This window comes from Pseudoalteromonas sp. GCY, assembly GCF_016695175.1.
Lineage (GTDB): Bacteria > Pseudomonadota > Gammaproteobacteria > Enterobacterales > Alteromonadaceae > Pseudoalteromonas.
Map to the genome: position 1 here is coordinate 1,871,617 of NZ_CP068023.1, position 21,131 is coordinate 1,892,747.

Genomic DNA, 21,131 nt, shown 5'->3' on the forward strand with positions numbered 1-21,131 from the left:
TTTTTGTTTACAAACATGTCGACATGACTACTTAGATCCTGAGACAAAAATGGTCTTTTTATCTAGTTTAGCGATGTCTTTAATACTGGTTTCTACATGACTGTCTACACCAAGGAAGTCCGCAGCCTTATTAAACCCGTAGGTTGCTGCAAATTTGCCAACTGGCATATCATTGCAGTGTAGTTTTTCTTCTACAACACGTCTTTTTAGGTGGTTCTCTTTAATGGTGTGGAACAAGTGAATCTTATTGTCTTTGACTACCGACATACAAACTTTAGTCGCTTTACTATTATCCGCAGCAACAAAGTCTGCAGCAGATGCGGTACCTGCGATCAGAAGCGAGGTTGCACATACTAAATTGAACAGTTTCATGGTTAGCTCCTTGGCTATCTCTAGGACACGTTCTTAGTATTACTAAAGTTGCCGCAGAATGCTGTAAATCAAGTAATTCCGAATGTAATAGAGTATGTCAAATGTGTGCAGGCTTTCTATCTATCTGTAAAGTATTAAATTATTTTGTTTCTTAGGATACAAATAGCAAAAACTTTTTTCACCATAAAATACTATTATCGATAATTTAACATTTCATTCTTAGATTTACTTCCTCTTTGTTACTTGTGCCTCTTGATGTGTCAAAACGTGTCAATATTGACGCTAATTTACATTCCGTTGTGGCAACTAAGGCTTTTCTAAATTACTCACTGATGACAATATGCGATATAATATCCGGACGTTCGTCGTAATTACTTGTCACTAAAACTCATAATTGCGTAAAGTGCGATGGCATGAGTTAAAGTCACAAAAAAACAATAGAGATGACAAAAATGTATAAATTTGCTCCCTCCATAGTCGTAGCTGGCATTGCCGCGGCTTTGATGGGCTGTCAGGATAACGGCCCACAAAAAGAAAAAGTTACCATAGAGAAAAACCCTTATCCAAGTACTTACAAGCCTGTACCTTCTCAGTCAACCCTAATCACTAATGCTACCGTTCTTACCGGAACGGGTGAAAAAATAGAACAAGGTGATGTATTTATTGTTGACGGTAAAATCAAGCAAGTTGGTAAAGACCTATCTGTCACCGCAGATATTACCATTGAAGCTGAAGGTAAATGGGTAACACCTGGCATTATCGATGTACATTCTCATTTAGGGGCTTACCCCAGCCCAAGTGTAGAATCGCACAGCGATGGCAATGAAATGATTAACCCTAATACTTCTCAGGTATGGGTTGAGCACTCTGTATGGCCGCAAGATCCAGGCTTTAACCGAGCTAGAGAAGGTGGGATCACCACGCTACAAATCTTACCTGGCTCTGCAAACCTATTTGGTGGTCGTGGTGTCACCTTAAAGAATGTACCAGCACCAACAATGCAAGCAATGAAATTCCCAGATGCGCCATATGGGTTAAAAATGGCATGTGGTGAGAATCCAAAGCGTGTATATGGCTCCAAAGGTGTCGCCCCTTATACTCGTATGGGTAACATGGCAGGATACCGTGAAGCTTGGATTGAAGCTGGTGAATATAAGCGTGCGTGGGAACAGTACGAAGCCGAATATGCTGCTGGATTGAATCCGGATGCACCAAAACGTGATATCAAGTTCGATACGCTTCGTGGTGTGCTAGATGGCGAAATCTTGATCCATAACCATTGTTACAAAGCGGAAGAAATGGCAATGATGATCGACTTGTCTAAAGAGTTTGGTTATCACGCTGGGACCTTCCACCACGGTATTGAAGCATACAAGATTGCAGATCTATTAGGTGAAAACGGTAACTGTGCTGCGCTTTGGCCAGATTGGTGGGGCTTTAAGATGGAAGCCTATGATATGGTTCAGGAAAACGTTGCAATTGTTGATGCAGTGAAAAACTCATGTGCAATTGTTCATTCGGATTCAGATACCACAATCCAACGCTTGAATCATGAAGCCGCAAAAGTGATGAACACGGCTAACCAGTCTGGCTTTAACATCAACGAGCAGCATGCAATTAAGTGGATCACCTCGAACGCTGCTAAATCGTTAGGCATTCAGGATAAAACTGGGTCGCTTGAGCAAGGCAAACAAGCCGATGTAGTAATTTGGAACACCAACCCGTTCAGCGTGTACTCTCGTGCAGAGCAGGTCTTTGTAGATGGTGGTAAAGTCTATGACCGTCACGATGAAAAATATCAAGCGGTTAGTGATTTTATGTTAGGTCAAAAGTAAGGAGTTGATGAGATGAAAACCATGAAACTAACCATGATCACTAGCGCCTTGCTAGCTCACTCTGTTGCTTTTGCCAATGTTACCGCAATTACTAATGCAACGATCCATACCGCGACAGATACTGGCGTACTTGAGGGTGCGACTTTAGTTATCGAAAACGGTAAAATAAAAGCGATTAACCCAGATAACGTGACTGCTGATGTAACGATTGACGCCAGCGGTAAGGTTGTTACTCCAGGTTTTATCGGCTCAATGAACCAACTTGGTTTAGTTGAAGTTGGTGCTGTTGCTGCTTCTCGAGATGCTGGTGATGACGATGCCGGCGTAGACTTTGACGCAAGCACCGCGTTTAATCCACGTAGTAGTTTAATTGCCTATGCAAGAAAAGGCGGTGTAACGCAAAATTTTGTTGCACCTTGGGGTGGTAAAAGTGAGTTTGCAGGGCTTGGTTTTGTTGTTGACTTATCTGGTGAATTTAACAGTGTGACCGACAAGCAAACAGCGTTAATTATTCATCTGGGTGCCAAAAGCAAAGGGTCTCGTGCAAAAGCGTTAGATAACGTTGTTAAAAAGCTTGAAGCACAGCAAGAAAAGCTCGCTAAGAAAGATAAAAAAGACGAGGGAAAACCGAGTTCAGAAGAACAAGTGTTAACTCAAGTGCTTGCGGGTGATATGCCTGTGATAGCAACACTTTCAAGAGCGTCGGATATTCTTGAAGCGATTAAGCTAAAAGAAAAGTTTGGTTTAGATCTGATTATTCAGGGTGCAGATGATGCGGTAGTGGTCGCCGAGCAATTAGCTGAGGCGAAAGTACCTGTTATTTTGAGTGCGGTATCAAACTTACCAGCTAGCTTTGACTCAATGCATGCAAGTCTAGATAACGCAGGTAAGCTTGAAAAAGCGGGTGTCAATGTCATCCTGTCAATTGGTGGTGACGGTAGTCATAACGTCTACCAGCTACGCTTTGATGCGGGTATTGCTGTAGCAAATGGCATGAGTCATGAAGGTGCACTTAAGGCGCTTACCGCCAACCCTGCGAAAGCACTGGGCATTGATGGCGGTGTGATTGAAGCTGGTAAACGTGCAGACATCGTAATGTGGAGTGCGGATCCTTTCGAATTCAGCACCACAATCGATAAAATCTGGATCAATGGTGAGGAAGTGTCTACTGAATCACGCCACGATAAACTAAGAGACAGATATACGACAGATTCTGATATGCCAAGGGCGTATACGAAGTAACGTTGTCAAGAGTAGCTTAAAAAGCCTAAAATTATCTAAGGTTTTAGGCTTTTTTAAATTATGAATAACTCTGCATGGTGTTGCTATTTCTCAAACAGGTTTTTGTACTCGCGAATTCAAGTCCGAAGTGCTCTACTCGCTAAATTAGGCTGCTTTGCGTAATTCATCGAATATCACCGCTGATTTCCTAAACCCTAGACATTTTCTCGGCCTCGCATTGAGCGCCTGTTTTATATGCGCAATTTGCTTAGACTTTCACCCCAGTTTGCGCACTTTTCCATTAGCCTGAAAAGCAACTATATAGGCGCCTGTTTCTTTCTGTTACTAGTCGCGAAGTTTAGATTGAGATTATCAGGTGTCGCCACAAAGAGTTGAAATCTCTATCTTAATTATATTTTTGTACAAGCTGTAATAATAATCTCAAATCTTTAATTTTCTCTTTTTATTAATATTGACGGTGTTTGATTTTTAGTCTATTTTTGGTTTGATTTTGAAATAAATATTTAAGGATAAATATATGGAAAAGACATTTGAAATCAATAATTTTTTAATCTACTTTGCTTTTGTATTAGTCTTCAGCTGTAATACTCAGGCCAACTCTGAACAAAACACTGATCTTAAACATCTCATGACAGCCTGTCATGGGTGTAGTGAAAGCTATAGTCAATCTGCCGCTAAAAGTGCATGGGAACCGGGGGAAAGTGGCACTGTTTTCGTATTTAATTACCCTGCAAGAACACTTAAAAAGTATTATGTATATTATGAGTGGATCCAAGTTGACCCTTATCAGCGAGTTCCAATAAAGAGTGAGAGCTGAAGTATTATCGTCTGGAGAAAGAGAGTATGGGCAAAATATTGTTCAAGTCTTTAATGATTTTAAAGAACGCTCTTTAACCTATGAAGTATACCAAGGTTCTCTCCATACTGATATAGTTGTTAGCTCAAGTCCTTATGGTAATAACGCTTTTGACTTTGTTCGGAGTTCACAAATGCGAGATGAGCTATTTGATACGCACTTTCGGCTTGGATACAATAGAGTGTCAACCTTAGTTAATAGGGTTACTTCTGCTCTAAACATAAAAAGGTTTGCTATACTTTCAGAGAAGTTTGATTTTAATATCATTTTTCCAGATGGCTCATATGTAAAAGTTGAACCTAACCTACATAGACAAACCTATAACATAGTTGAAGTTAAAGATGGAGACGGCAACACCATCCCTGTCACGCCCCCCAATACACCACAGTATTATCAGCATAGGCAATGGGCTCGTTATGAAAATTTTAAAGAGTATATGTCAGAGCTAGGCCTAAGAATGCGACAAGCTGAATTGTCTCGTTCTTGCCCGAGAATAAAGACGAGTTGCACTATTTCCTCTGACAATAGTCGGATGACCTGCTTAGCGTCTTGTAGTTAGTCAGGGACTTTGTAACTCATTAATATTATATATAAAAGGAATAATTATGAATATTAACTTTAAGATCTCATTTGTATTTATCTTATTTTTCAGTTTTATTTGCCATTCAAGCACAGAGAAACTGAGTAGTAATCAATTTAGATTATTAGGTGGTTGCCATGGATGCCAAGATATTGAGGCTAGAAGTGTTGCAATAGAAATATTAGGTATAGGCAATAATGGCATTGTTTTTATTTATGATTTTGTAAATAGAAACCTGAGCAAGGTCGAAATTTATCATGATAAAGCGAGTGTTGAGGGTGAGCAAGTTTACATACCACAATACAGAGTGCTTTCATTAACTGAAAAAGAGTCAATGGCGCTTGAACCACTAGAATCATTATTTCTGGAAAGCTTGAATTATGGTAGCTATTTGAGCGAGTCTCCCTACTTGATAGCAGCTCATCAGGTTGAAGGGGATTGGAGCAAGGATAATGCAAATGATTTTATCTTAACATCGGCGATGAGAAGTAGCTTAAATAAGGAAATTATTGTTAATCTAAAAAGTCGTATCAAGCCTTTGCTAATTTCAATTAGAGATATTTTGGATATGGATACCAATGAACTTGTAGATTTAAAGCTCCTTCATAAATTAGTGTTTACCGATGGAAGTTATGTGCTTGCGGTTGAAAGTGAGCAAAGTGACGGCGAGGATTTTAAAGTACTTAAAGCTTACGATAGCCAGCATAACGTGTTGAAAACGTACTAAGAGAACTGATTCCAAATGCTTAATTAGGAGCTAATATGAAAAAATATCTTTTAGGGCTACTATTAATATTTCTCTCATTAGTGAGCTTTATAGCATACTGTGGTTTTCAAGCTAAATATAATGTCTTAACCAGCTGTCATATGTGCTCCGAGCTAAAAAAACAAAGTGAGGCAATTAGAGCGCATAAGGGGCAATTAGGAGAAAAGGTTTATGTCTATGACTATAGCTCACGAAGCTTGTCAAAATATCAAATAGCATCTAAGTTGGTATTGACGGACAATGGCGTTGTGGATATTGATTATGCAGTGCCTGAACCATTGTCTATAGATGAACGGTTGGCTCAAGTAATGATTGATAAAGTTTTTGATGGGGTAATTGCTTCAAACTAATTTTAACTTATTATGATTAAATATGAAGCTTATGGAGTAATAAGCTTCATATTTTTTATCAAGTATTATCAAATACATTTGGCGGGTTTTGGCAATCCTGCTATTTTTGTTGCTTGTTTGGCTGGGCCTTTTGGAAATAACTTATATAAATAGATGCTATTACCTTTATCTTCGCCTAGTGCTTTAGCCATTGCCTTTACCAGCATGCGGATCGCGGGGCTGGTGTTGTATTCGAGATAAAAATTTCTCACAAACTCAATGACTTCCCAATGTGCATCTGAAAGCTCAATATTTTCTTCTGCGGCTAGAAGTGGTGCTAAATCTTTAGTCCATTGAGTATGATCTAGCAAATAGCCTTGTTTATCTGTCTCGATAGTTTGGTTGTTAAATTCTAACATGATGATTACCAAGTAATTGAATTGTTCATAGTAATGCTCAGCTCAACCCAATCTTTGTCAGAAATAAGCTTTACTCCGGCTTCTGGGACAATGCCTCTGGCATTCGCACAGGTTTGCAACATCACCACATTTGCATCCCCAGCTGAGATACGCGTTTGCCCAAAGCAGCCATCATTACATAATAAAATTGTGTCGTGATGGGATACAAACTGCAGCTGATCGCATGCTTCGATACTAGAAATAATATGTAGCGTACTCATAGCGTCACCACAAAGTCATGTTGTTTGATTAACGCAAGGATTTCACGTTGATTTTTGATTTCAGTAGCAACAGCAAGGGAGTGTGGCGATATGTTAAATTCCTCCATCGCTGACTGACAGGCATAAACCCGCTCGACATCATAAATTTCCAGAGTTTTTAATTGCTTAAACATGTCTTTTAAACCCAGTGTGGGCGCATTGAGGGTTTTCTGGAGCGATAGCACAGCAGAACCGATAAAAAGCCAACTTACTTGTTGATCAATCGCTGCATAGATTAGTGCGACATCGAGCGCTTCTTTCAGACTATTTTGGTCAAATGGACTGGTCTGAGAAATAATTAACACGTTTTTACTCATTTAAACTGCATCCACTTATCAGACTTACTCGAGATCATGGCAAACTCCGCAAGGCCAGCAACGGTGAAAGGGCTAACGTCTTCGATGCTAACGCCGCGTTTTTCTGCTGCTGTGACACACAACAAGAGGGGGATCCCTTTATCTTTGATGCGTTGCCAAAGTGCGTTGACTTGCAATTCGTCGGAAGCGTGTACGATGTTTTGACTAGCGTGATAAACACCATCTTGGTATAGAAAGATACACGCGATTTGATGGTCACTTTTAATAGCGGCATCGACATACCGTTCTAGTAAAGTTAACTTTGACTGTGCAGCTACGCCAAAGTGCACTGATATGGCTATTTGACTCAAATTTTACTCATAAAAAAAGCCCCTAATGGGGCTTATTTTATCAGAAATTCTGAGTTAGTCATCCGACGCGCCTAAAAGGGCAAGGATACTGGTAAATAAGTTATAAATACTTAAATACAAGCTCACAGTTGCAAGCACGTAGTTTGTCTCGCCGCCGTTGATGATGCGGCTTGTATCATAAAGGATAAAGCCAGACATTAATAAAACAACTGCCGCGTTAATTGCCATAAACGCGATGCTCGATCCAATGAACAAGTTTACTAGGCTTGAGATAATAACCACGATTAAACCAACCGTTAAAAAGCCACCCATAAACGAGAAGTCTTTTTTCGTAGTTAGTGCATAAGCTGATAAACCGAAGAAAATTAACGCTGTTGTGCCAAGTGCTTGTGCTATCAACATGCCACCATTTGGTAGTGCAGCATAGTGATTAAGCATAGGCCCAAGACCGAAACCTAAAATACCAGTAAATAAGAATACAAGACCGATAGCAGAAGATGAGTTTGCTTTTTTACCGATAACAAATAGCAAACCAAATGCAACTAATGAACAAACGATACCAGTAAACGCTGGTAATGCCATCGTCATTGAAATTGCGGCTGTTACTGCACTGAACGCTAATGTCATTGCCAATAGGAAGTAAGTGTTTTTCAACACTTTGTTTGTTTCCATTGTCGACATGACAGGTTTTGCAGTGTTGTATGAATGATTGAATGCCATGATTCAAGCTCCTTAATAAAACATGCTGATCCCAAATATAACTGAGATAAGAGTATCAATTGTTATATGTTGGGGCAATGGTTTCTGGATCAATATCTGTCGTTAATTGGGTCTCTACGGTAATATTTACTCGATACGTAAGACTTTGAATATTTTCAAAAGTTCGCTGAAATATCAAAAATACGCATAATTTTGACTGGTTCTTAGACGATTGAGCCAAATTTTACGCAAACGATCAAATAATTGAAAAAAAAGCTTCACAACCGCATAGGGATTCTCTATTATTCGCCCCGCTGCGGAGAGATGGCTGAGTGGTTGAAAGCACCGGTCTTGAAAACCGGCATACGTTAATAGCGTATCTAGGGTTCAAATCCCTATCTCTCCGCCACTTATTTTAGATTCGTGCTGTTAAGCGTGGATAATAGGTTTTGGAGAGATGGCTGAGTGGTTGAAAGCACCGGTCTTGAAAACCGGCATACGTTAATAGCGTATCTAGGGTTCAAATCCCTATCTCTCCGCCACATTTAAAGCCCTCAAATTTGAGGGCTTTTTTGTTTCTGATATCAGAAATCTCCCGTATTGCAATTTCAGCTATATATTCTCGATAAAAATACCTATTAGACCAAAGTCGGCTAGTGCCGAGGCACTGCTTGCACAATACTCAATAGTGTTGAATGAATAATAAGTGTAGAGAGTGTTGAATATGAAACAAGTTGGCAAAGGGGTTGGGTTCTCTTTATTATCACCGTTAATCGTGGGTGGTGTGCTTGGGATTTACTACAGCTTTACACTCGGCCGCAGTGAGATGTTCTTTAACTTACTACTCAGCGCAATATCTAACGCATACATCGTTGGTCTTGCAATGTGCCTATTCGTTGTTCCCGGATATATCCTTATGTTTAGGTACAACAAGGTGCAGTATGGTGGTTTGTTAACACTGGGCTTACTTGGTGGCGCGATATTTAGCTATCTTTTTGCTGCACAATCTGGTGTTGGTTTTATTGTTAACGCTTTAATGTCAATGCTCGCCGCGGGGCTATTCTTGTTTGGTTTGCGGGCAGGTCATCGTAAAACTGAGTGATAATTAACCGAGCAGTGTCAGTTTTACAGATAATTAATACTTTTTCAGTCGAAAAGGTTTTAATTATTTCTCCGAAAGAGTACCTTTAGCTTTTGTCGTTCAATTCGTGAATTTGATGGTAATGCAAAAGCTAGACTTTTATCAGACTTTAGTTAAACAAGCTCAAGGGCTAATCAGTGGTGAACACAATGTGATTGCCAATATGGCAAACTTGAGTGCGCTTTTATTTACAACTCTTGAAGATATCAACTGGGCAGGCTTTTATCTTATGGATAGCACTGAAGAGTTGGTTCTTGGGCCATTCCAAGGCAACCCAGCCTGCATCCGAATTCCTGTTGGTAAAGGTGTATGTGGCACAGCAGCTGCAACTTGTGAAACGCAATTGGTTGAGGATGTTCACGCGTTTGCTGGTCACATTGCTTGCGACGCAGCATCAAATTCAGAAATTGTGATCCCTGTTTTTAAAGATAATAAAGTGATCGCCGTGCTAGACATTGACAGTCCTAGTCTGGCAAGATTTGACGAGCAGGATAAAATCGGATTAGAAGCGTTAGTTAAAGCGTTTGAGGAAACGCTTTAATGAAAGATATGCTTCAGGTACAAGATTATTTGTTTTCCTACGCCGATGTTGGTGATTGGGAAGGCGAAGAAGAAGTTGTTGCAGAACGCTTAAATGAACTTATTCATCACGCATGGGATTTGCTTCCCGAAGATTTAGACTGTGACACAATAGATAGGCTCATAGAAGGTATTTGGGAACATCTTCGCGGTGATTTAGCGCTTCTTGAAGCAGATATAGAAGAGCTAATTGACTGGGTTACACACTATATAAACTCGTCGCTCGATGAGCAGATGTAATTAATAGGTTTAAAAATGGAAACCACAAACAAGCTAAAAGACACAAATGAAGTATTAGACTTCTTATTTTCAGAATTTCCTAACTGCTTCAAGCAAAAGGAAGGGATTAAGCCATTAAAGGTTGGTATTTTCAAAGATATCGCTGAGCGTATTGAGGGGTCTGACAAAGTCAGTAAAACTCAAGTACGTCAAGCGCTTCGTAAATATACTTCAAACTGGCGTTATCTCGAAGCAGTCACTAAGAACGAGTTTCGTGTAGACCTAGACGGCAATCAAGCAGAAAAGGTTGAACAAGAGCACGTTGAGCACGCAGAAAAAGCATTGGCCGAGAGCCGTGCAAAAATGGCTAAGCGTAAAAAGCCTCAGCGTCCAAATAATCGCGATGGCGAAACAAAATCTTACAAAAAGAAACCTCACGCTAGGGATCGTCAAGATCAAAAACGCCCTAAAATGAGTAATAAACCTGCTGAAGTTAAACCAAAGCGCAGTGGTAAAGTTGAACCTTTACCGGCCGAACAGGTCAAGGTTAATAACAAAGTTAAAGTTAAACTTGGTCAAGCGCTTGTTAACGCTACTATCACTGAAGTCAAAAATGATGAAGTGCACGTAGAGCTTGTAACAGGAATGCAAGTTAAAACTAAAGCAGATAGCCTATATATCCAGTAAGGAGTTGTATATGAGTAAAAAGTTACCACTCATTTCCCTAGTCGCCGCGTTCGTATCGAGTGTTACTTTAGCCTCAACAAGCACAGTCACTATTAAGGACTTGCCGGTTCTTAAACCTGAAGCGCAACACACAACGGCTAGTAAACGAGTGACTAACCTATTTACTCGACAACACTACAAACGCTTTAGCTTTGATGACAGCTTATCGGATAAAATTTTCGATCGTTACGTAGAAGCCATCGACTTTAATAAGTCTTTGCTTCTACAGTCGGATATCGATAGTTTTCAACAGTATCGTAAACAATTTGATGATGCATTGATCTCAGGAAAACTGGGTTTTGCTTATGATATGTTTAATCTAAGCATGAAGCGTCGCTTTGAGCGCTATGATTTTGCCATTGGTTTACTCGACAAAGAAATGAACTTTGACAAAAAAGATGAGTTCATTTTTGATAGAGAAGAGCAAAGTTATGCAACCGTGACAAGCGAACTTGACGAATATTGGCGCCAGCGTGTTAAATCTGATGCGCTGCGTTTAAAGTTGACTGGCAAAAATTGGGAAGAGATCAAAGAAGTCCTTACCAAGCGCTACAAAAACGCGCAAAAACGCCTAGTCCAAACGAATAGTGAAGATGCATTTCAAGTTATCATGAATGCGTTTGCACGCAGTATTGAAGCGCACACTTCCTATCTCTCGCCACGCCGAGCCGAACAGTTCAAAATGGATATGGACTTAGAGCTGGAAGGTATTGGTGCGGTATTAAGTTACGATGAAGATTACACCGTGATCCGTAGTTTAGTTCCTGGCGGCCCTGCGGACAAAACCGAAAAGCTTAAGCCGGACGACAAAATCATCGGCGTAGCACAAGATGACAAAGAGTTTGTAGATGTTATCGGCTGGCGTTTAGATGATGTGGTCGATCTCATCAAAGGCCCTAAGGGGACCAAGGTTCGACTTCAATACCTTAAAGGCACGGATAGTCATGGTACACCTAAAGTCGTTGAAATTGTTCGTGACAAAGTAAAATTGGAAGACCGCGCAGTTAAGTCTTCTGTTTTTGAAGCCAAGTATTCTGAGCTACAAAGCAAAATAGGCGTGATAGAAATCCCGAGTTTCTACAATAATCTTTCTCAAGATGTAAAAACTGAAATCGCTAAACTTAAAGAAGCCAAAGTAGATGGGGTTATCATTGATCTTCGCCAAAATGGTGGTGGCTCACTTTACGAAGCGACCCAGCTATCCGGTTTATTCTTTGACCAAGGTCCAGTTGTTCAGATCCATACCGCTTATAACCGGGTTGAAAGTCAACAAGATAGAGATGGCATTACCTTCTACGATGGACCTTTGACTGTTTTGGTTGACCGCTACAGTGCATCGGCATCCGAGATTTTTGCTGCTGCGATGCAAGATTATGGCCGAGCAGTGGTGATTGGTGAGCAAACCTTTGGTAAAGGCACTGTGCAACAACATCGTGGCCTAGGTAAAAATTACGATTTATTCGAAAATCCTTTGGGAAGTGTAACCTACACTATTGCGAAGTTTTACCGTATCGACGGTGGTAGCACACAACATAAAGGCGTGATCCCTGATATCTTGCTACCATCGGCAATCAATCCTGAAGAGTGGGGAGAGAGCCAAGAAGATAATGCACTGCCTTGGGATAGTATTGTTCGTGCAAAATATGCGAGTCTAGATAACTTGTCGCCAACTATCCAATACTTGAGTAAGCGCCATGATGAGCGAGTAAAAGCAGAGCCAGAATTCGAATATATTTATAAAGATATTGAAGAATATAAAGCGCGCAAAGACGATAAGGCGATTTCATTAGTTGAAGGCGAGCGTATCAAGGAGCGTGAAGAACGCGATGATCTGGTATTGAAACGCACGAATGAAAGGCTGAAACGTCTAGGTTTAGAGCCGGTTAAAGATTTGGATGATGCACCAGAGATTATTTCGGAGTTAGACCCTTACCTTGAAGAGGCTGCGCTTATCACGCAGGATCTAATTTCATACGGGCGGATAGCCAAAAACGAAGTTAATAAACAATAAAAGGCGCTTCAAGCGCCTTTTATTATGCCTTTTATTATGCCTTTTACACTTACTTTTACTTTACAAATTTTGTTATCATCTGCCAGATTTTCTAAGCTGATACTCTTTTGAGGCTTTTTGAGAATGGTGCGTGGCTCGACCACTGGCAATCTAGCTACTCAAAACGGCTCAAAACGGTATACTGCAAATAAAATAATTATAAGCATGGGTCGTCGTGCGTAGGAGTATTCCTTTTGAAACAACAAAAACAGCCGTCACTTATTGACGCTCTTATTCCGATCACATTGTTGGTCGCCTTGCTCGGTGCTGCGGTGTACCTCTATGGTGACAGTTCATCATCAGGTCCAAACCAAATAGCCTTGCTATTTGCAACATTCACTGCTGCACTCGTTGGCCTAAAAAATGGTTTTACGTGGAAGACGCTTGAAGAAGCGATGATCAAGGGGATCACTATTTCTCTCGGTGCCATTATCATTTTATTGATGGTTGGTGCCCTAATAGGGACTTGGCTGTTGTCTGGCACAGTTCCAACACTGATTTATTACGGACTACAAATTATCAATCCGAGTTGGTTTTATGCCGCGAGCTGTTTGATTTGTGGGATTGTAGCGATGAGTATAGGCAGCTCATGGACGACAGCCGCAACCATAGGTGTCGCTCTACTAGGTGTGGCGACGGGGCTTGGCTTAGATCAAGTCGTAACCGCGGGTGCAGTCATTTCAGGTGCCTATTTTGGTGATAAGTTAAGCCCATTATCTGAAACCACAAACTTAGCGCCTGCGGTCGCTGGTAGTGATTTATTTGATCATATTCAGCATATGCTTTGGACCACTGTACCTAGTTTTGTAATCGCACTTCTTATATTTATTGTCATGGGCTTTAATGCTGAAGCGTCAAGTGAGGCGGGGCGAATAGATGAAATTGTTTCGATACTACAAACTAATTTCAACATTAACCTGTTAATGCTAGTTCCTTTGCTGGTGCTGCTTGGGCTTGCTATCAAGAAAATGCCTGCTTTTCCGGCGATTTCAATCGGAGCGGTGATGGGGGCGATATGGGCAGTGCTGTTCCAAGGTGATCTTATTGCAAGTCAAATTGATGCTAGCCAAGGTGAGTTAGTGGGCTATGTGAAATTGGTGTGGGCGACTTTCTTTGATGGTTTTGCGTTGCAAACAGGCGATGCAAAAATGGACGACTTGTTAAGTGGCGGTGGCATGTCATCAATGCTAACGACAACTTGGCTGGTGATGACGGCATTGATGTTTGGTGCCATTATGGAAAAAACTGGTTTACTTGATGTCTTCGTACGCAGTATTCTTAAAATTGCAAAGAGCACAGGTTCATTAATTGCTTCGACTATCGCAACTTGTATCGGTACAAATTTAGTTGCTGCGGATCAGTACATCGCGATTGTTGTCCCTGGTCGTATGTTCAAAGAAGAATACAAAAAGCGCGGTTTGAAGAGTGTAAACCTCTCTCGTACGCTAGAAGATGGTGGCACTATCACCAGTCCACTGATCCCCTGGAACACCTGCGGCGCGTATATGCAAAGTGTACTCCTGATCAATCCGTTTGATTATGCCATGTACGCATTTTTCAACTTGATCAACCCTGTGCTGGCTGTCATCTACGCGTATCTAGGTATCAAGATCCTTAAGATTACGCCATCAACGGTAAACGCGGAAGAATCAAAAGGAGAGAGCGGACTGAGCGTAAAATAACGCATTTGCTATCTTGCTCAGGCGCTTTCGATCAGGTCAAATAAAAATAAAACGCCTATCATTAGAATTGGCGATATCAAGTTTGTTTTATCACTCGCCCCTTTTTGGGGCGTTTTTGTAAGGACTATATATGACTCAAAAACCACAAGCCAAATTTCTTAAAGATTACCTTGCACCTAGCCATACCGTTGATACGCTTTGTTTGACCTTTGAGTTAAGCCCAAGAAATACAATTGTGACTGCAGTAAGTCAGTTTGTCGCGGTGAACAATGCGACACAATTAATATTGGATGGTGTCGACTTAGAGTTAGCATCTTGTCAGGTAAATGGTGAAGAGTGGCAAAGCCTTGAAAAATCTGACTCTGAATTGATTCTTTCTAACTTGCCAAAGGCCTTTGAGCTCAAAATTGTCACTAAAATTTCGCCGCAAACAAACACGTCACTTGAAGGTTTATACCTCTCTGATGGCGCTTACTGTACGCAATGTGAAGCGGAAGGTTTTAGAAAAATCACCTACTTTATGGATAGACCTGATGTACTGACGACTTATACGGTGACGGTCATCGGTGAGTCAAAGTATCGCTACTTACTATCAAATGGTAATAAAATTGAAGAAGGGCGCTTAAGTGACGGCAGGCATTTTGCAAAATGGCACGATCCGCATAAAAAACCAAGCTACTTGTTTGCACTAGTTGCAGGCGACTTTGACGTATTAGAGGATAACTACATCACTAAGTCGGGTAGAGAGGTAAAGTTGGCGCTGTTTGTTGATAAAGGCAACTTACATAAAGCGCCCCATGCTATGACGTCACTAAAAAAGGCCATGGAATGGGATGAGTCAAGGTTTGATTTGGAATACGATCTCGATATTTACATGATTGTCGCGGTTGATTTTTTTAATATGGGGGCAATGGAAAATAAGGGTCTGAATGTTTTTAACAGTGCCTGTGTGTTGGCAAGCCAAGAGACTGCGACAGACCGAGACTTTCACACCATTGAGTCGATAGTTGGACATGAGTACTTCCATAACTGGACTGGGAACCGGGTTACTTGCCGTGATTGGTTTCAGCTTAGTTTAAAAGAAGGCCTAACCGTATTTAGAGATCAGGAGTTTAGCAGCGATCTAGGTTCTCGAGGCCTAAACCGAATCGACGCAGTAATGGCGATGCGTACGCATCAGTTTGCAGAAGATGCAGGACCAATGGCGCACCCAATAAGACCGCAGCAAGTTATTGAAATGAATAACTTCTATACCGTCACTGTTTATAACAAAGGTGCTGAAGTGATCCGCATGATGCATACTTTATTGGGGGAAGCAAACTTCCAAAAAGGGATGAAGCTCTACTTTGAGCGTCATGACGGACAAGCTGTGACGTGCGATGATTTCGTTAATGCAATGATGGATGCTTCTGGTGTTGATTTAACGCAATTTAAACTATGGTACGAGCAGTTCGGCACGCCAAGAGTAAAAGTGGCTACCGAGTATGACGAAAAGGCACAAACATACGCAATTACGGTGAGCCAAAGCCATGCCGATTGCGACCCCGTAAAAGCGCCACTGCATATTCCATTTAAGCTAGAGCTTTTGGATGAGCAAGGTGAAAGCATCCCGTTGCTAACAAAGCACGGAGAAATACAACGAGCGTTAGATATTACTGAATTTGAACAGCGGTTTGAGTTTGAGCAAGTTGCAAGTAAACCAGTTCCTGTATTGCTAGAAGATTTCTCAGCACCAGTGCTTATGGAGTACAGCTACACCATTGTTGAGTTACTACATATATTGCGCTTTGCACGTAGTGATTACGCTCGTTGGGAAGCGATGCAGCAAATCTTCATGATTGAAGTTAAACGAGCGGTTACGTCAGACGATTTCGAACTGGATTCAAAAGTCCTCAGTGCGCTGTCCTCATTGGTGGAAACGTTAGATGGAGACCTTGCGCTACTGGCTGAGTTATTGACTCTACCAACGTTTGATACGCTAGCCAGCCAATTTGAAATTATCCCAGTAGACAAACTCGTTTCAATTTCCGATGCATTTGAAATGCAAATAGCCCAATCACTGCAATCGGTCTTTGAACTCGCTTATTTGTCACTGCAAGACTCAGGTTCATTAGACGCAAAGGATGTCGCGATCAGAGCCTTTAAAAATAAAGCGCTTTACTACTTAGCGAAAACAGATTCTGATATTGTTGATAACGCACTTGATAGTCAGTTTTCATCAAACAATATGACCACCAAGCTTGCGTCATTAAAGGCAGCTGTCGCCGCACAGCACACAAAGATGGAAAGCTTGTTCAGTCAATTCGATAGCCAATGGCGTCACGATAGCCTAGTTATGGACAAATGGTTTGCATTAAGTGCAAGCTTATCTAACGACGAGGTGATATCGAATATAAATACGCTTTATGCGCACCCTTGTTTTGACAAAGGCAATCCCAACCGTGTTCGCGCATTGATAGGAAGCTTTGCAAGAAGTAACCCCGCACAATTCCATCGTGCAGATGGTAAGGGCTATGCGTTATTGGGAGACTTATTAGTGGAGCTAAACAACATCAATCCACAAAATGCGTCTCGTATGATCACGCCGTTCATGTCATGGAAGCGTTATGATGAAACGCGCCAACAGCTGATGCGTGCGCAGTTGAGTCGTTTGGCAAACTTAGAAGACTTGAGCGATGACTTATATGAGAAGGTAGAGAAGGCGCTAGCGCAGTAGATGAAAGAGTACTTCTTTTACATGGATATGAGCTATGACAAGTGTCTTGGTTACTACTATGGACACTATACTTCAGTGCAAGTGATTGAAGATGGAGGGAAGAGTATTCGCTTCCCCGCAGAGCGTATTCGCCCCTTTATTTCATCAATTGGGATCAGGGGGAGATTCCGTCTCATCTTGGATGATAGCAATAAGTTTCTATCGTTAGAAAAAGTCACTTAATCGAAGTAGAACTGCAAAACATATTTTATTTTTGTTAAATGAGTTTGTTATAAGCTTGAAATACGTGTTATAAATTATCTGGTAGGACGTCTTACCAAGAGTAAAATACGCCCCTAGAGGCGAAAAAGCGTTGATTTAGTTGAGCAGTATTTGTATTTTCGCGGTTTCGCTTCTATCGTTTAGACAACAAAAAACAATAACTCTAAGAGCTTAAGCTCTAGACATGACCCGCCAAAAGGGGGAGAAATAATGATAAAAAGATCGCTCTTTGTGAAAAACAAAATCATGCTCGGTCTTAGCGCGGCAGTAATGGGAGTTGCCGCCACGTCAGTACACGCAGCCAGTTTTGAGGTTGGTGATTTCGAAATTACCTTCGATTCGACTTTTTCTTATGGTCAAAGCATTCGGGTTGAAGATCGTAACTTTGATTTCATCGGTAAAAGTAACCACCCGCAATTCGACTGGACAGGTTATAAAGCAACCACTGGCAATACGATCTATTCTTCGTCACAAATCTGGTCACAACAGGGTGTCTATTCAAATAATGGTGATGCCGGTAATCTGAATTTTGACTCTGGAGATACTTTCTCTCAGCTGTTAAAAGGTACCCATGATTTAGCAATTACCAAAGATAACTATGGTTTATTCACTCGCTTTATGTATTTCTATGACTTTGCGATGGAAGATGGTGATTTTGCGTATAGCAACCCTGTTTCTGGCAAAAAAGTTGACCCATGTGAAGACGACGATACCAGAAAACAAGTCTGTTCTGATTTACGCTTGCTAGATGCGTTTGTATGGGCGGATTTTGACCTGAATGATGGTAAAAACCCGCTTTCTGTGCGTTTAGGTCAGCAAGTGGTTAACTGGGGGGAAAGTACACTTATTTCCCATGGTATTAACGTCAACCCGGTTGATATTGACCGTCTGAAAGCGCCAGGCTCTGAAGTAAAAGAAGCCTTTATCCCTGTGGGTATGCTTTGGGCGTCGGTGGTATTATCTGAGAATGTAAATCTAGAGGGCTTCTACCAATATCAATGGCATGAAACCAGATTGCCAGCGACTGGTAGTTACTTCTCAACAAATGATTTTGCATCTGAAAATGGTTATATGCAAAACGTTCAGCTTGGTTTTACCTCAAACCCCGATATCGATTTGTATCATCTAACGGATGCATTAAACAGTTTGTACGCTGATGCAACGGCAGCATTGGTTGCTCAAGGCGTAGTACCTACAGCAGAAGCGGTAGGCAGTGCCGCAGCGTCCATGTATATGGCTTACCCGACTAAAGTGGCGCTAAAAGGAAAAGGGGATAACGGTAAGAGTGAACCTGATGATGGTGGTCAGTACGGTTTACGCTTGGGTATTTTTTCTCCAGAACTAAACGACACTGAATTTGGTTTGTATTACATTAATTACCACAGCCGTAGACCTCTGATTTCTGGTAAAGCTTCTAACTTTACAGGGCAAGCGATAATGGCTGATTTAGCTTACATCGCACAAAATCAAATTACTGCAGATAATGTCACTAACCTAAACGCCTTTACTCAAGCGCAAATTACCTACCCTGAAGACATCAAACTGTATGGCTTAAGTTTTAATACCGCGATTGGTGAAACCGCATTTGCTGGTGAAGTGGCATATAGACAAGATGAACCACTGCAGATAGATGACGTTGAACTACTTTACGCAGGTATGGTTGAGCAGTTGGCTGCCGCGGGTCTGCGTGATGATTTAGCCGGTTTATCTCAGCTTAGCCAAGGGGACGATATCGCTTATGTGGGTCCTGGTGAAGTGGCGCAAGGTTATATTTTGCGAGACACTATTCAAGCACAGTTTACTGCAACACATTTGTTCGGACCATCGCTAGGCGCAGATAGCTGGGCAGTGGTTGGTGAAGTAGGTGCTGTTACTATCAAAGACATGCCAGAGTACGATGAGCTTCGTTTGAATGTTTCAGGTACTGGCCGAAGTGGTACGATTGAGGGGCTTTCGGGCCGAGATTACAATCTTATCCACCAAGCGGTTTCAAATGGTCCAGAAACCAATCCATTCCCATCGGCTTCTGCTTGGGGCTATCGCCTTATTGCTAAGGGTGAGTATAACAACCTATTCAGTGGTGTGAATTTTTCTCCACGCGTAGTGTTCTCACATGATGTTAACGGTATCACCCCTGATCCTATGTTTTTGTTCATTGAGGATCGCAAATCGCTAGGCATTAATCTTAACTTTAACTACCTAAATTCGTGGTCATTTGATTTTGGTTATAACACGTTTTGGGGTGGTGGTAAGACGAATACCTTTGCGGACCGTGATTTCATCTCATTCAACATTAAGTATTCAATTTAAGGGCTTTCGATATGTTTAGAAAACCTACATTTATCGCAGCAACAATAATTACAATGCTGTCTGCCAGCAGCGCTATGGCTAAGATGAGCGCTGACGAAGTTGCACGCTTAGGTAAGGACTTGACGCCTATCGGTGCAGAGAAAGCGGGTAATGCTGATGGCAGTATTCCTGCTTGGAATGGTGGGATCACAACGCCTCCAGCTGGTTATGAAGTGGGCATGCATCATCCAGATCCATTTGCTGATGACAAAGTATTGTTCACAATTGATAAATCAAATTTAGATAAATACAAGTCATTGCTTAGCCCAGGTCAAATTGCGCTATTTGAAACGTATCCCGAAACGTTCAAAATGAACATTTACCCAACCAGACGCAGCGCGTCTTATCCGCAGTTTGTGTATGATGCAACAAAGAAATACGCATCTACAGCAGAGCTGATCGAAGGTGGTAACGGCATTAAAAATACCGCTATCGGTATTCCGTTTCCGGTGCCAAAAGATGGCTTAGAAGCTATTTGGAACCACCTATTGCGTTTCCGTGGCTTGTCGATTGCACGTTACGGCGGTCAAGCGATGCCGACAGAGTCAGGTGCTTACAACATTATCGGTTTCGATGAGCAACTATTGGTTAAGTACTCTGCAACAGACGCAACGCCTGAAGCGTTGCAAGAGTCAAATATCCTGTTTAAGTTTAAGCAGCAAGTTACAGAGCCTGCACGTCTTGCTGGGACTGCACTGCTTGTACATGAAACCATGGACCAAATTCTGACACCTCGCCAGGCTTGGACCTATAACGCAGGCCAGCGTCGTGTAAGACGTGCACCAAATGTTGCATATGATGCACCAGGAACTGCGTCAGATAGCTTACGTACAACAGATGACTTTGATATGTTTAACGGCTCTCCAAACCGTTATGATTGGAAACTTGTTGGCAAAAAAGAGATGTATATCCCTTACAACAGTTACAAGCTACATAGCGACAAGCTGAAGTATGATGATATCTTGATGGCCGGTCATATTAACCCAGAGCATGTACGATATGAAAAGCATCGCGTATGGGTAGTTGAAGCTAACCTGAAAGAAGGTACTCGCCATATTTACAAAAAGCGTGTGTTTTATATTGATGAAGATAGCTGGCAAATCCACGTAACGGATATCTATGATAACCGTGACCAGATGTATCGCGTTGCGATGGCACATGGTCTTAATTACTACGAAGTGCCGACGCATTGGAGTACGTTAGATGTCTATCATGATCTAAACTCTCGTCGCTACCTTGCGATTGGGTTAGATAACGAAGAAGACATGTACGACTTCAGTCAGTCTTTCAACGATAACGAGTTTACTCAGGGTGCGCTGCGCCGTGAAGGTCGCCGTTAATCAA

At 41.5% G+C, this 21,131-nt stretch carries 21 protein-coding genes and 2 tRNA genes; 17 read left to right on the forward strand and 6 right to left on the reverse strand.

Translation table 11 applies throughout. The features are described 5' to 3' along the window. Positions 1-27 precede the first annotated feature (27 nt). Positions 28-372 (reverse strand): DUF3718 domain-containing protein, encoded by a 345-nt coding sequence (locus JJQ94_RS13560; protein ID WP_099029660.1) that lies wholly within the window; start codon positions 370-372, stop codon positions 28-30. A 452-nt stretch (positions 373-824) separates the two neighbouring features. On the opposite strand from JJQ94_RS13560, the gene JJQ94_RS13565 reads away from it, so the two are divergent. The 5 genes from JJQ94_RS13565 (at position 825) to JJQ94_RS13585 (ending at position 6,001) form a co-directional block, all read left to right on the forward strand. After that, a complete protein-coding gene (locus tag JJQ94_RS13565; RefSeq protein WP_099029659.1) occupies positions 825-2,207 on the forward strand; it encodes an amidohydrolase in 1,383 nt (460 codons plus the stop codon). 12 nt (positions 2,208-2,219) lie between these two features. Then, entirely contained in the window at positions 2,220-3,449 is a 1,230-nt protein-coding gene (locus JJQ94_RS13570; RefSeq protein WP_099029658.1) for an amidohydrolase family protein, read from the forward strand. A 517-nt stretch (positions 3,450-3,966) separates the two neighbouring features. Then, entirely contained in the window at positions 3,967-4,266 is a 300-nt protein-coding gene (locus tag JJQ94_RS13575) for a hypothetical protein (protein WP_099029657.1), read from the forward strand. A gap of 644 nt (positions 4,267-4,910) precedes the next feature. After that, positions 4,911-5,612: a hypothetical protein gene (locus JJQ94_RS13580; RefSeq protein ID WP_099029655.1), complete on the forward strand. Its 702-nt coding sequence runs from the start codon at positions 4,911-4,913 to the stop codon at positions 5,610-5,612. A gap of 35 nt (positions 5,613-5,647) precedes the next feature. Then, on the forward strand, positions 5,648-6,001 hold the full coding sequence (locus JJQ94_RS13585) for a hypothetical protein (protein ID WP_099029654.1): 354 nt from the start codon (positions 5,648-5,650) through the stop codon (positions 5,999-6,001). 68 nt (positions 6,002-6,069) lie between these two features. Here JJQ94_RS13585 and JJQ94_RS13590 read toward each other — a convergent pair whose 3' ends face one another. From JJQ94_RS13590 to JJQ94_RS13610, 5 genes are read right to left on the reverse strand one after another with little or no spacing between them, the layout of a single operon-like run. Then, complete coding sequence (locus tag JJQ94_RS13590; protein ID WP_045989037.1) at positions 6,070-6,399, reverse strand: TusE/DsrC/DsvC family sulfur relay protein; 330 nt, start codon at positions 6,397-6,399, stop codon at positions 6,070-6,072. A gap of 5 nt (positions 6,400-6,404) precedes the next feature. Next, positions 6,405-6,659 carry a hypothetical protein gene (locus tag JJQ94_RS13595; RefSeq protein WP_099029653.1) on the reverse strand — a complete coding sequence of 85 codons (255 nt, stop codon included), beginning with the start codon at positions 6,657-6,659 and terminating at the stop codon, positions 6,405-6,407. Continuing rightward, positions 6,656-7,015, reverse strand: a complete 360-nt coding sequence (gene tusC / locus JJQ94_RS13600; protein ID WP_099029652.1) for a sulfurtransferase complex subunit TusC — start codon at positions 7,013-7,015, stop codon at positions 6,656-6,658. The genes JJQ94_RS13595 and tusC overlap by 4 nt, the downstream gene beginning before the upstream one ends. Next, on the reverse strand, positions 7,012-7,365 hold the full coding sequence (gene tusD / locus JJQ94_RS13605) for a sulfurtransferase complex subunit TusD (RefSeq protein WP_010604621.1): 354 nt from the start codon (positions 7,363-7,365) through the stop codon (positions 7,012-7,014). The genes tusC and tusD overlap by 4 nt, the downstream gene beginning before the upstream one ends. Positions 7,366-7,419: 54 nt before the next feature. Then, on the reverse strand, positions 7,420-8,085 hold the full coding sequence (locus tag JJQ94_RS13610; RefSeq protein WP_010604622.1) for a Bax inhibitor-1/YccA family protein: 666 nt from the start codon (positions 8,083-8,085) through the stop codon (positions 7,420-7,422). Positions 8,086-8,382: 297 nt separating this feature from the next. Between JJQ94_RS13610 and JJQ94_RS13615 the strand changes: the two genes are divergently transcribed. The 12 genes from JJQ94_RS13615 to JJQ94_RS13670 all read left to right on the forward strand — a co-directional run bounded on the left by JJQ94_RS13615 (position 8,383) and on the right by JJQ94_RS13670 (position 21,127). Beyond that, positions 8,383-8,473, forward strand: a tRNA-Ser gene (locus JJQ94_RS13615). A 42-nt stretch (positions 8,474-8,515) separates the two neighbouring features. Next, a tRNA-Ser gene (locus JJQ94_RS13620) sits at positions 8,516-8,606 on the forward strand. 182 nt (positions 8,607-8,788) lie between these two features. Next, a complete protein-coding gene (locus tag JJQ94_RS13625) occupies positions 8,789-9,166 on the forward strand; it encodes a hypothetical protein (RefSeq protein ID WP_099029651.1) in 378 nt (125 codons plus the stop codon). Positions 9,167-9,287: 121 nt separating this feature from the next. Then, entirely contained in the window at positions 9,288-9,746 is a 459-nt protein-coding gene (locus JJQ94_RS13630) for a GAF domain-containing protein (protein ID WP_099029763.1), read from the forward strand. Beyond that, on the forward strand, positions 9,746-10,024 hold the full coding sequence (locus JJQ94_RS13635) for a hypothetical protein (RefSeq protein WP_010371557.1): 279 nt from the start codon (positions 9,746-9,748) through the stop codon (positions 10,022-10,024). Before JJQ94_RS13630 ends, JJQ94_RS13635 begins: the two co-directional genes overlap by 1 nt. 15 nt (positions 10,025-10,039) lie before the next feature. Next, complete coding sequence (gene proQ, locus JJQ94_RS13640; RefSeq protein ID WP_099029650.1) at positions 10,040-10,690, forward strand: RNA chaperone ProQ; 651 nt, start codon at positions 10,040-10,042, stop codon at positions 10,688-10,690. A 10-nt stretch (positions 10,691-10,700) separates the two neighbouring features. Continuing rightward, entirely contained in the window at positions 10,701-12,740 is a 2,040-nt protein-coding gene (gene prc, locus JJQ94_RS13645; protein WP_099029649.1) for a carboxy terminal-processing peptidase, read from the forward strand. Positions 12,741-12,973: 233 nt separating this feature from the next. Continuing rightward, entirely contained in the window at positions 12,974-14,461 is a 1,488-nt protein-coding gene (nhaC, locus tag JJQ94_RS13650; RefSeq protein WP_099029648.1) for a Na+/H+ antiporter NhaC, read from the forward strand. 130 nt (positions 14,462-14,591) lie between these two features. Continuing rightward, positions 14,592-17,177, forward strand: coding sequence for an aminopeptidase N (pepN, locus tag JJQ94_RS13655; RefSeq protein WP_099029647.1), 2,586 nt, complete (start codon positions 14,592-14,594; stop codon positions 17,175-17,177). Then, on the forward strand, positions 17,178-17,399 hold the full coding sequence (locus tag JJQ94_RS13660) for a DUF2835 domain-containing protein (protein WP_099029646.1): 222 nt from the start codon (positions 17,178-17,180) through the stop codon (positions 17,397-17,399). A 249-nt stretch (positions 17,400-17,648) separates the two neighbouring features. Further along, a complete protein-coding gene (locus JJQ94_RS13665; protein ID WP_099029645.1) occupies positions 17,649-19,748 on the forward strand; it encodes a DUF1302 domain-containing protein in 2,100 nt (699 codons plus the stop codon). An 11-nt stretch (positions 19,749-19,759) separates the two neighbouring features. Beyond that, on the forward strand, positions 19,760-21,127 hold the full coding sequence (locus JJQ94_RS13670; RefSeq protein WP_099029644.1) for a DUF1329 domain-containing protein: 1,368 nt from the start codon (positions 19,760-19,762) through the stop codon (positions 21,125-21,127). The last annotated feature ends 4 nt before the right edge of the window (positions 21,128-21,131 follow it).

Bases quoted from the DNA above. Each gene is read 5' to 3' on its own strand.
- JJQ94_RS13560 (WP_099029660.1), bottom strand. From the start codon at position 372: ATGAAACTGTTCAATTTAGTATGTGCAACCTCGCTTCTGATCGCAGGT.
- JJQ94_RS13565 (WP_099029659.1), top strand. From the start codon at position 825: ATGTATAAATTTGCTCCCTCCATAGTCGTAGCTGGCATTGCCGCGGCT.
- JJQ94_RS13570 (WP_099029658.1), top strand. From the start codon at position 2,220: ATGAAAACCATGAAACTAACCATGATCACTAGCGCCTTGCTAGCTCAC.
- JJQ94_RS13575 (WP_099029657.1), top strand. From the start codon at position 3,967: ATGGAAAAGACATTTGAAATCAATAATTTTTTAATCTACTTTGCTTTT.
- JJQ94_RS13580 (WP_099029655.1), top strand. From the start codon at position 4,911: ATGAATATTAACTTTAAGATCTCATTTGTATTTATCTTATTTTTCAGT.
- JJQ94_RS13585 (WP_099029654.1), top strand. From the start codon at position 5,648: ATGAAAAAATATCTTTTAGGGCTACTATTAATATTTCTCTCATTAGTG.
- JJQ94_RS13590 (WP_045989037.1), bottom strand. From the start codon at position 6,399: ATGTTAGAATTTAACAACCAAACTATCGAGACAGATAAACAAGGCTAT.
- JJQ94_RS13595 (WP_099029653.1), bottom strand. From the start codon at position 6,659: ATGAGTACGCTACATATTATTTCTAGTATCGAAGCATGCGATCAGCTG.
- tusC (WP_099029652.1), bottom strand. From the start codon at position 7,015: ATGAGTAAAAACGTGTTAATTATTTCTCAGACCAGTCCATTTGACCAA.
- JJQ94_RS13610 (WP_010604622.1), bottom strand. From the start codon at position 8,085: ATGGCATTCAATCATTCATACAACACTGCAAAACCTGTCATGTCGACA.
- JJQ94_RS13625 (WP_099029651.1), top strand. From the start codon at position 8,789: ATGAAACAAGTTGGCAAAGGGGTTGGGTTCTCTTTATTATCACCGTTA.
- JJQ94_RS13630 (WP_099029763.1), top strand. From the start codon at position 9,288: ATGCAAAAGCTAGACTTTTATCAGACTTTAGTTAAACAAGCTCAAGGG.
- JJQ94_RS13635 (WP_010371557.1), top strand. From the start codon at position 9,746: ATGAAAGATATGCTTCAGGTACAAGATTATTTGTTTTCCTACGCCGAT.
- proQ (WP_099029650.1), top strand. From the start codon at position 10,040: ATGGAAACCACAAACAAGCTAAAAGACACAAATGAAGTATTAGACTTC.
- prc (WP_099029649.1), top strand. From the start codon at position 10,701: ATGAGTAAAAAGTTACCACTCATTTCCCTAGTCGCCGCGTTCGTATCG.
- pepN (WP_099029647.1), top strand. From the start codon at position 14,592: ATGACTCAAAAACCACAAGCCAAATTTCTTAAAGATTACCTTGCACCT.
- JJQ94_RS13660 (WP_099029646.1), top strand. From the start codon at position 17,178: ATGAAAGAGTACTTCTTTTACATGGATATGAGCTATGACAAGTGTCTT.
- JJQ94_RS13665 (WP_099029645.1), top strand. From the start codon at position 17,649: ATGATAAAAAGATCGCTCTTTGTGAAAAACAAAATCATGCTCGGTCTT.
- JJQ94_RS13670 (WP_099029644.1), top strand. From the start codon at position 19,760: ATGTTTAGAAAACCTACATTTATCGCAGCAACAATAATTACAATGCTG.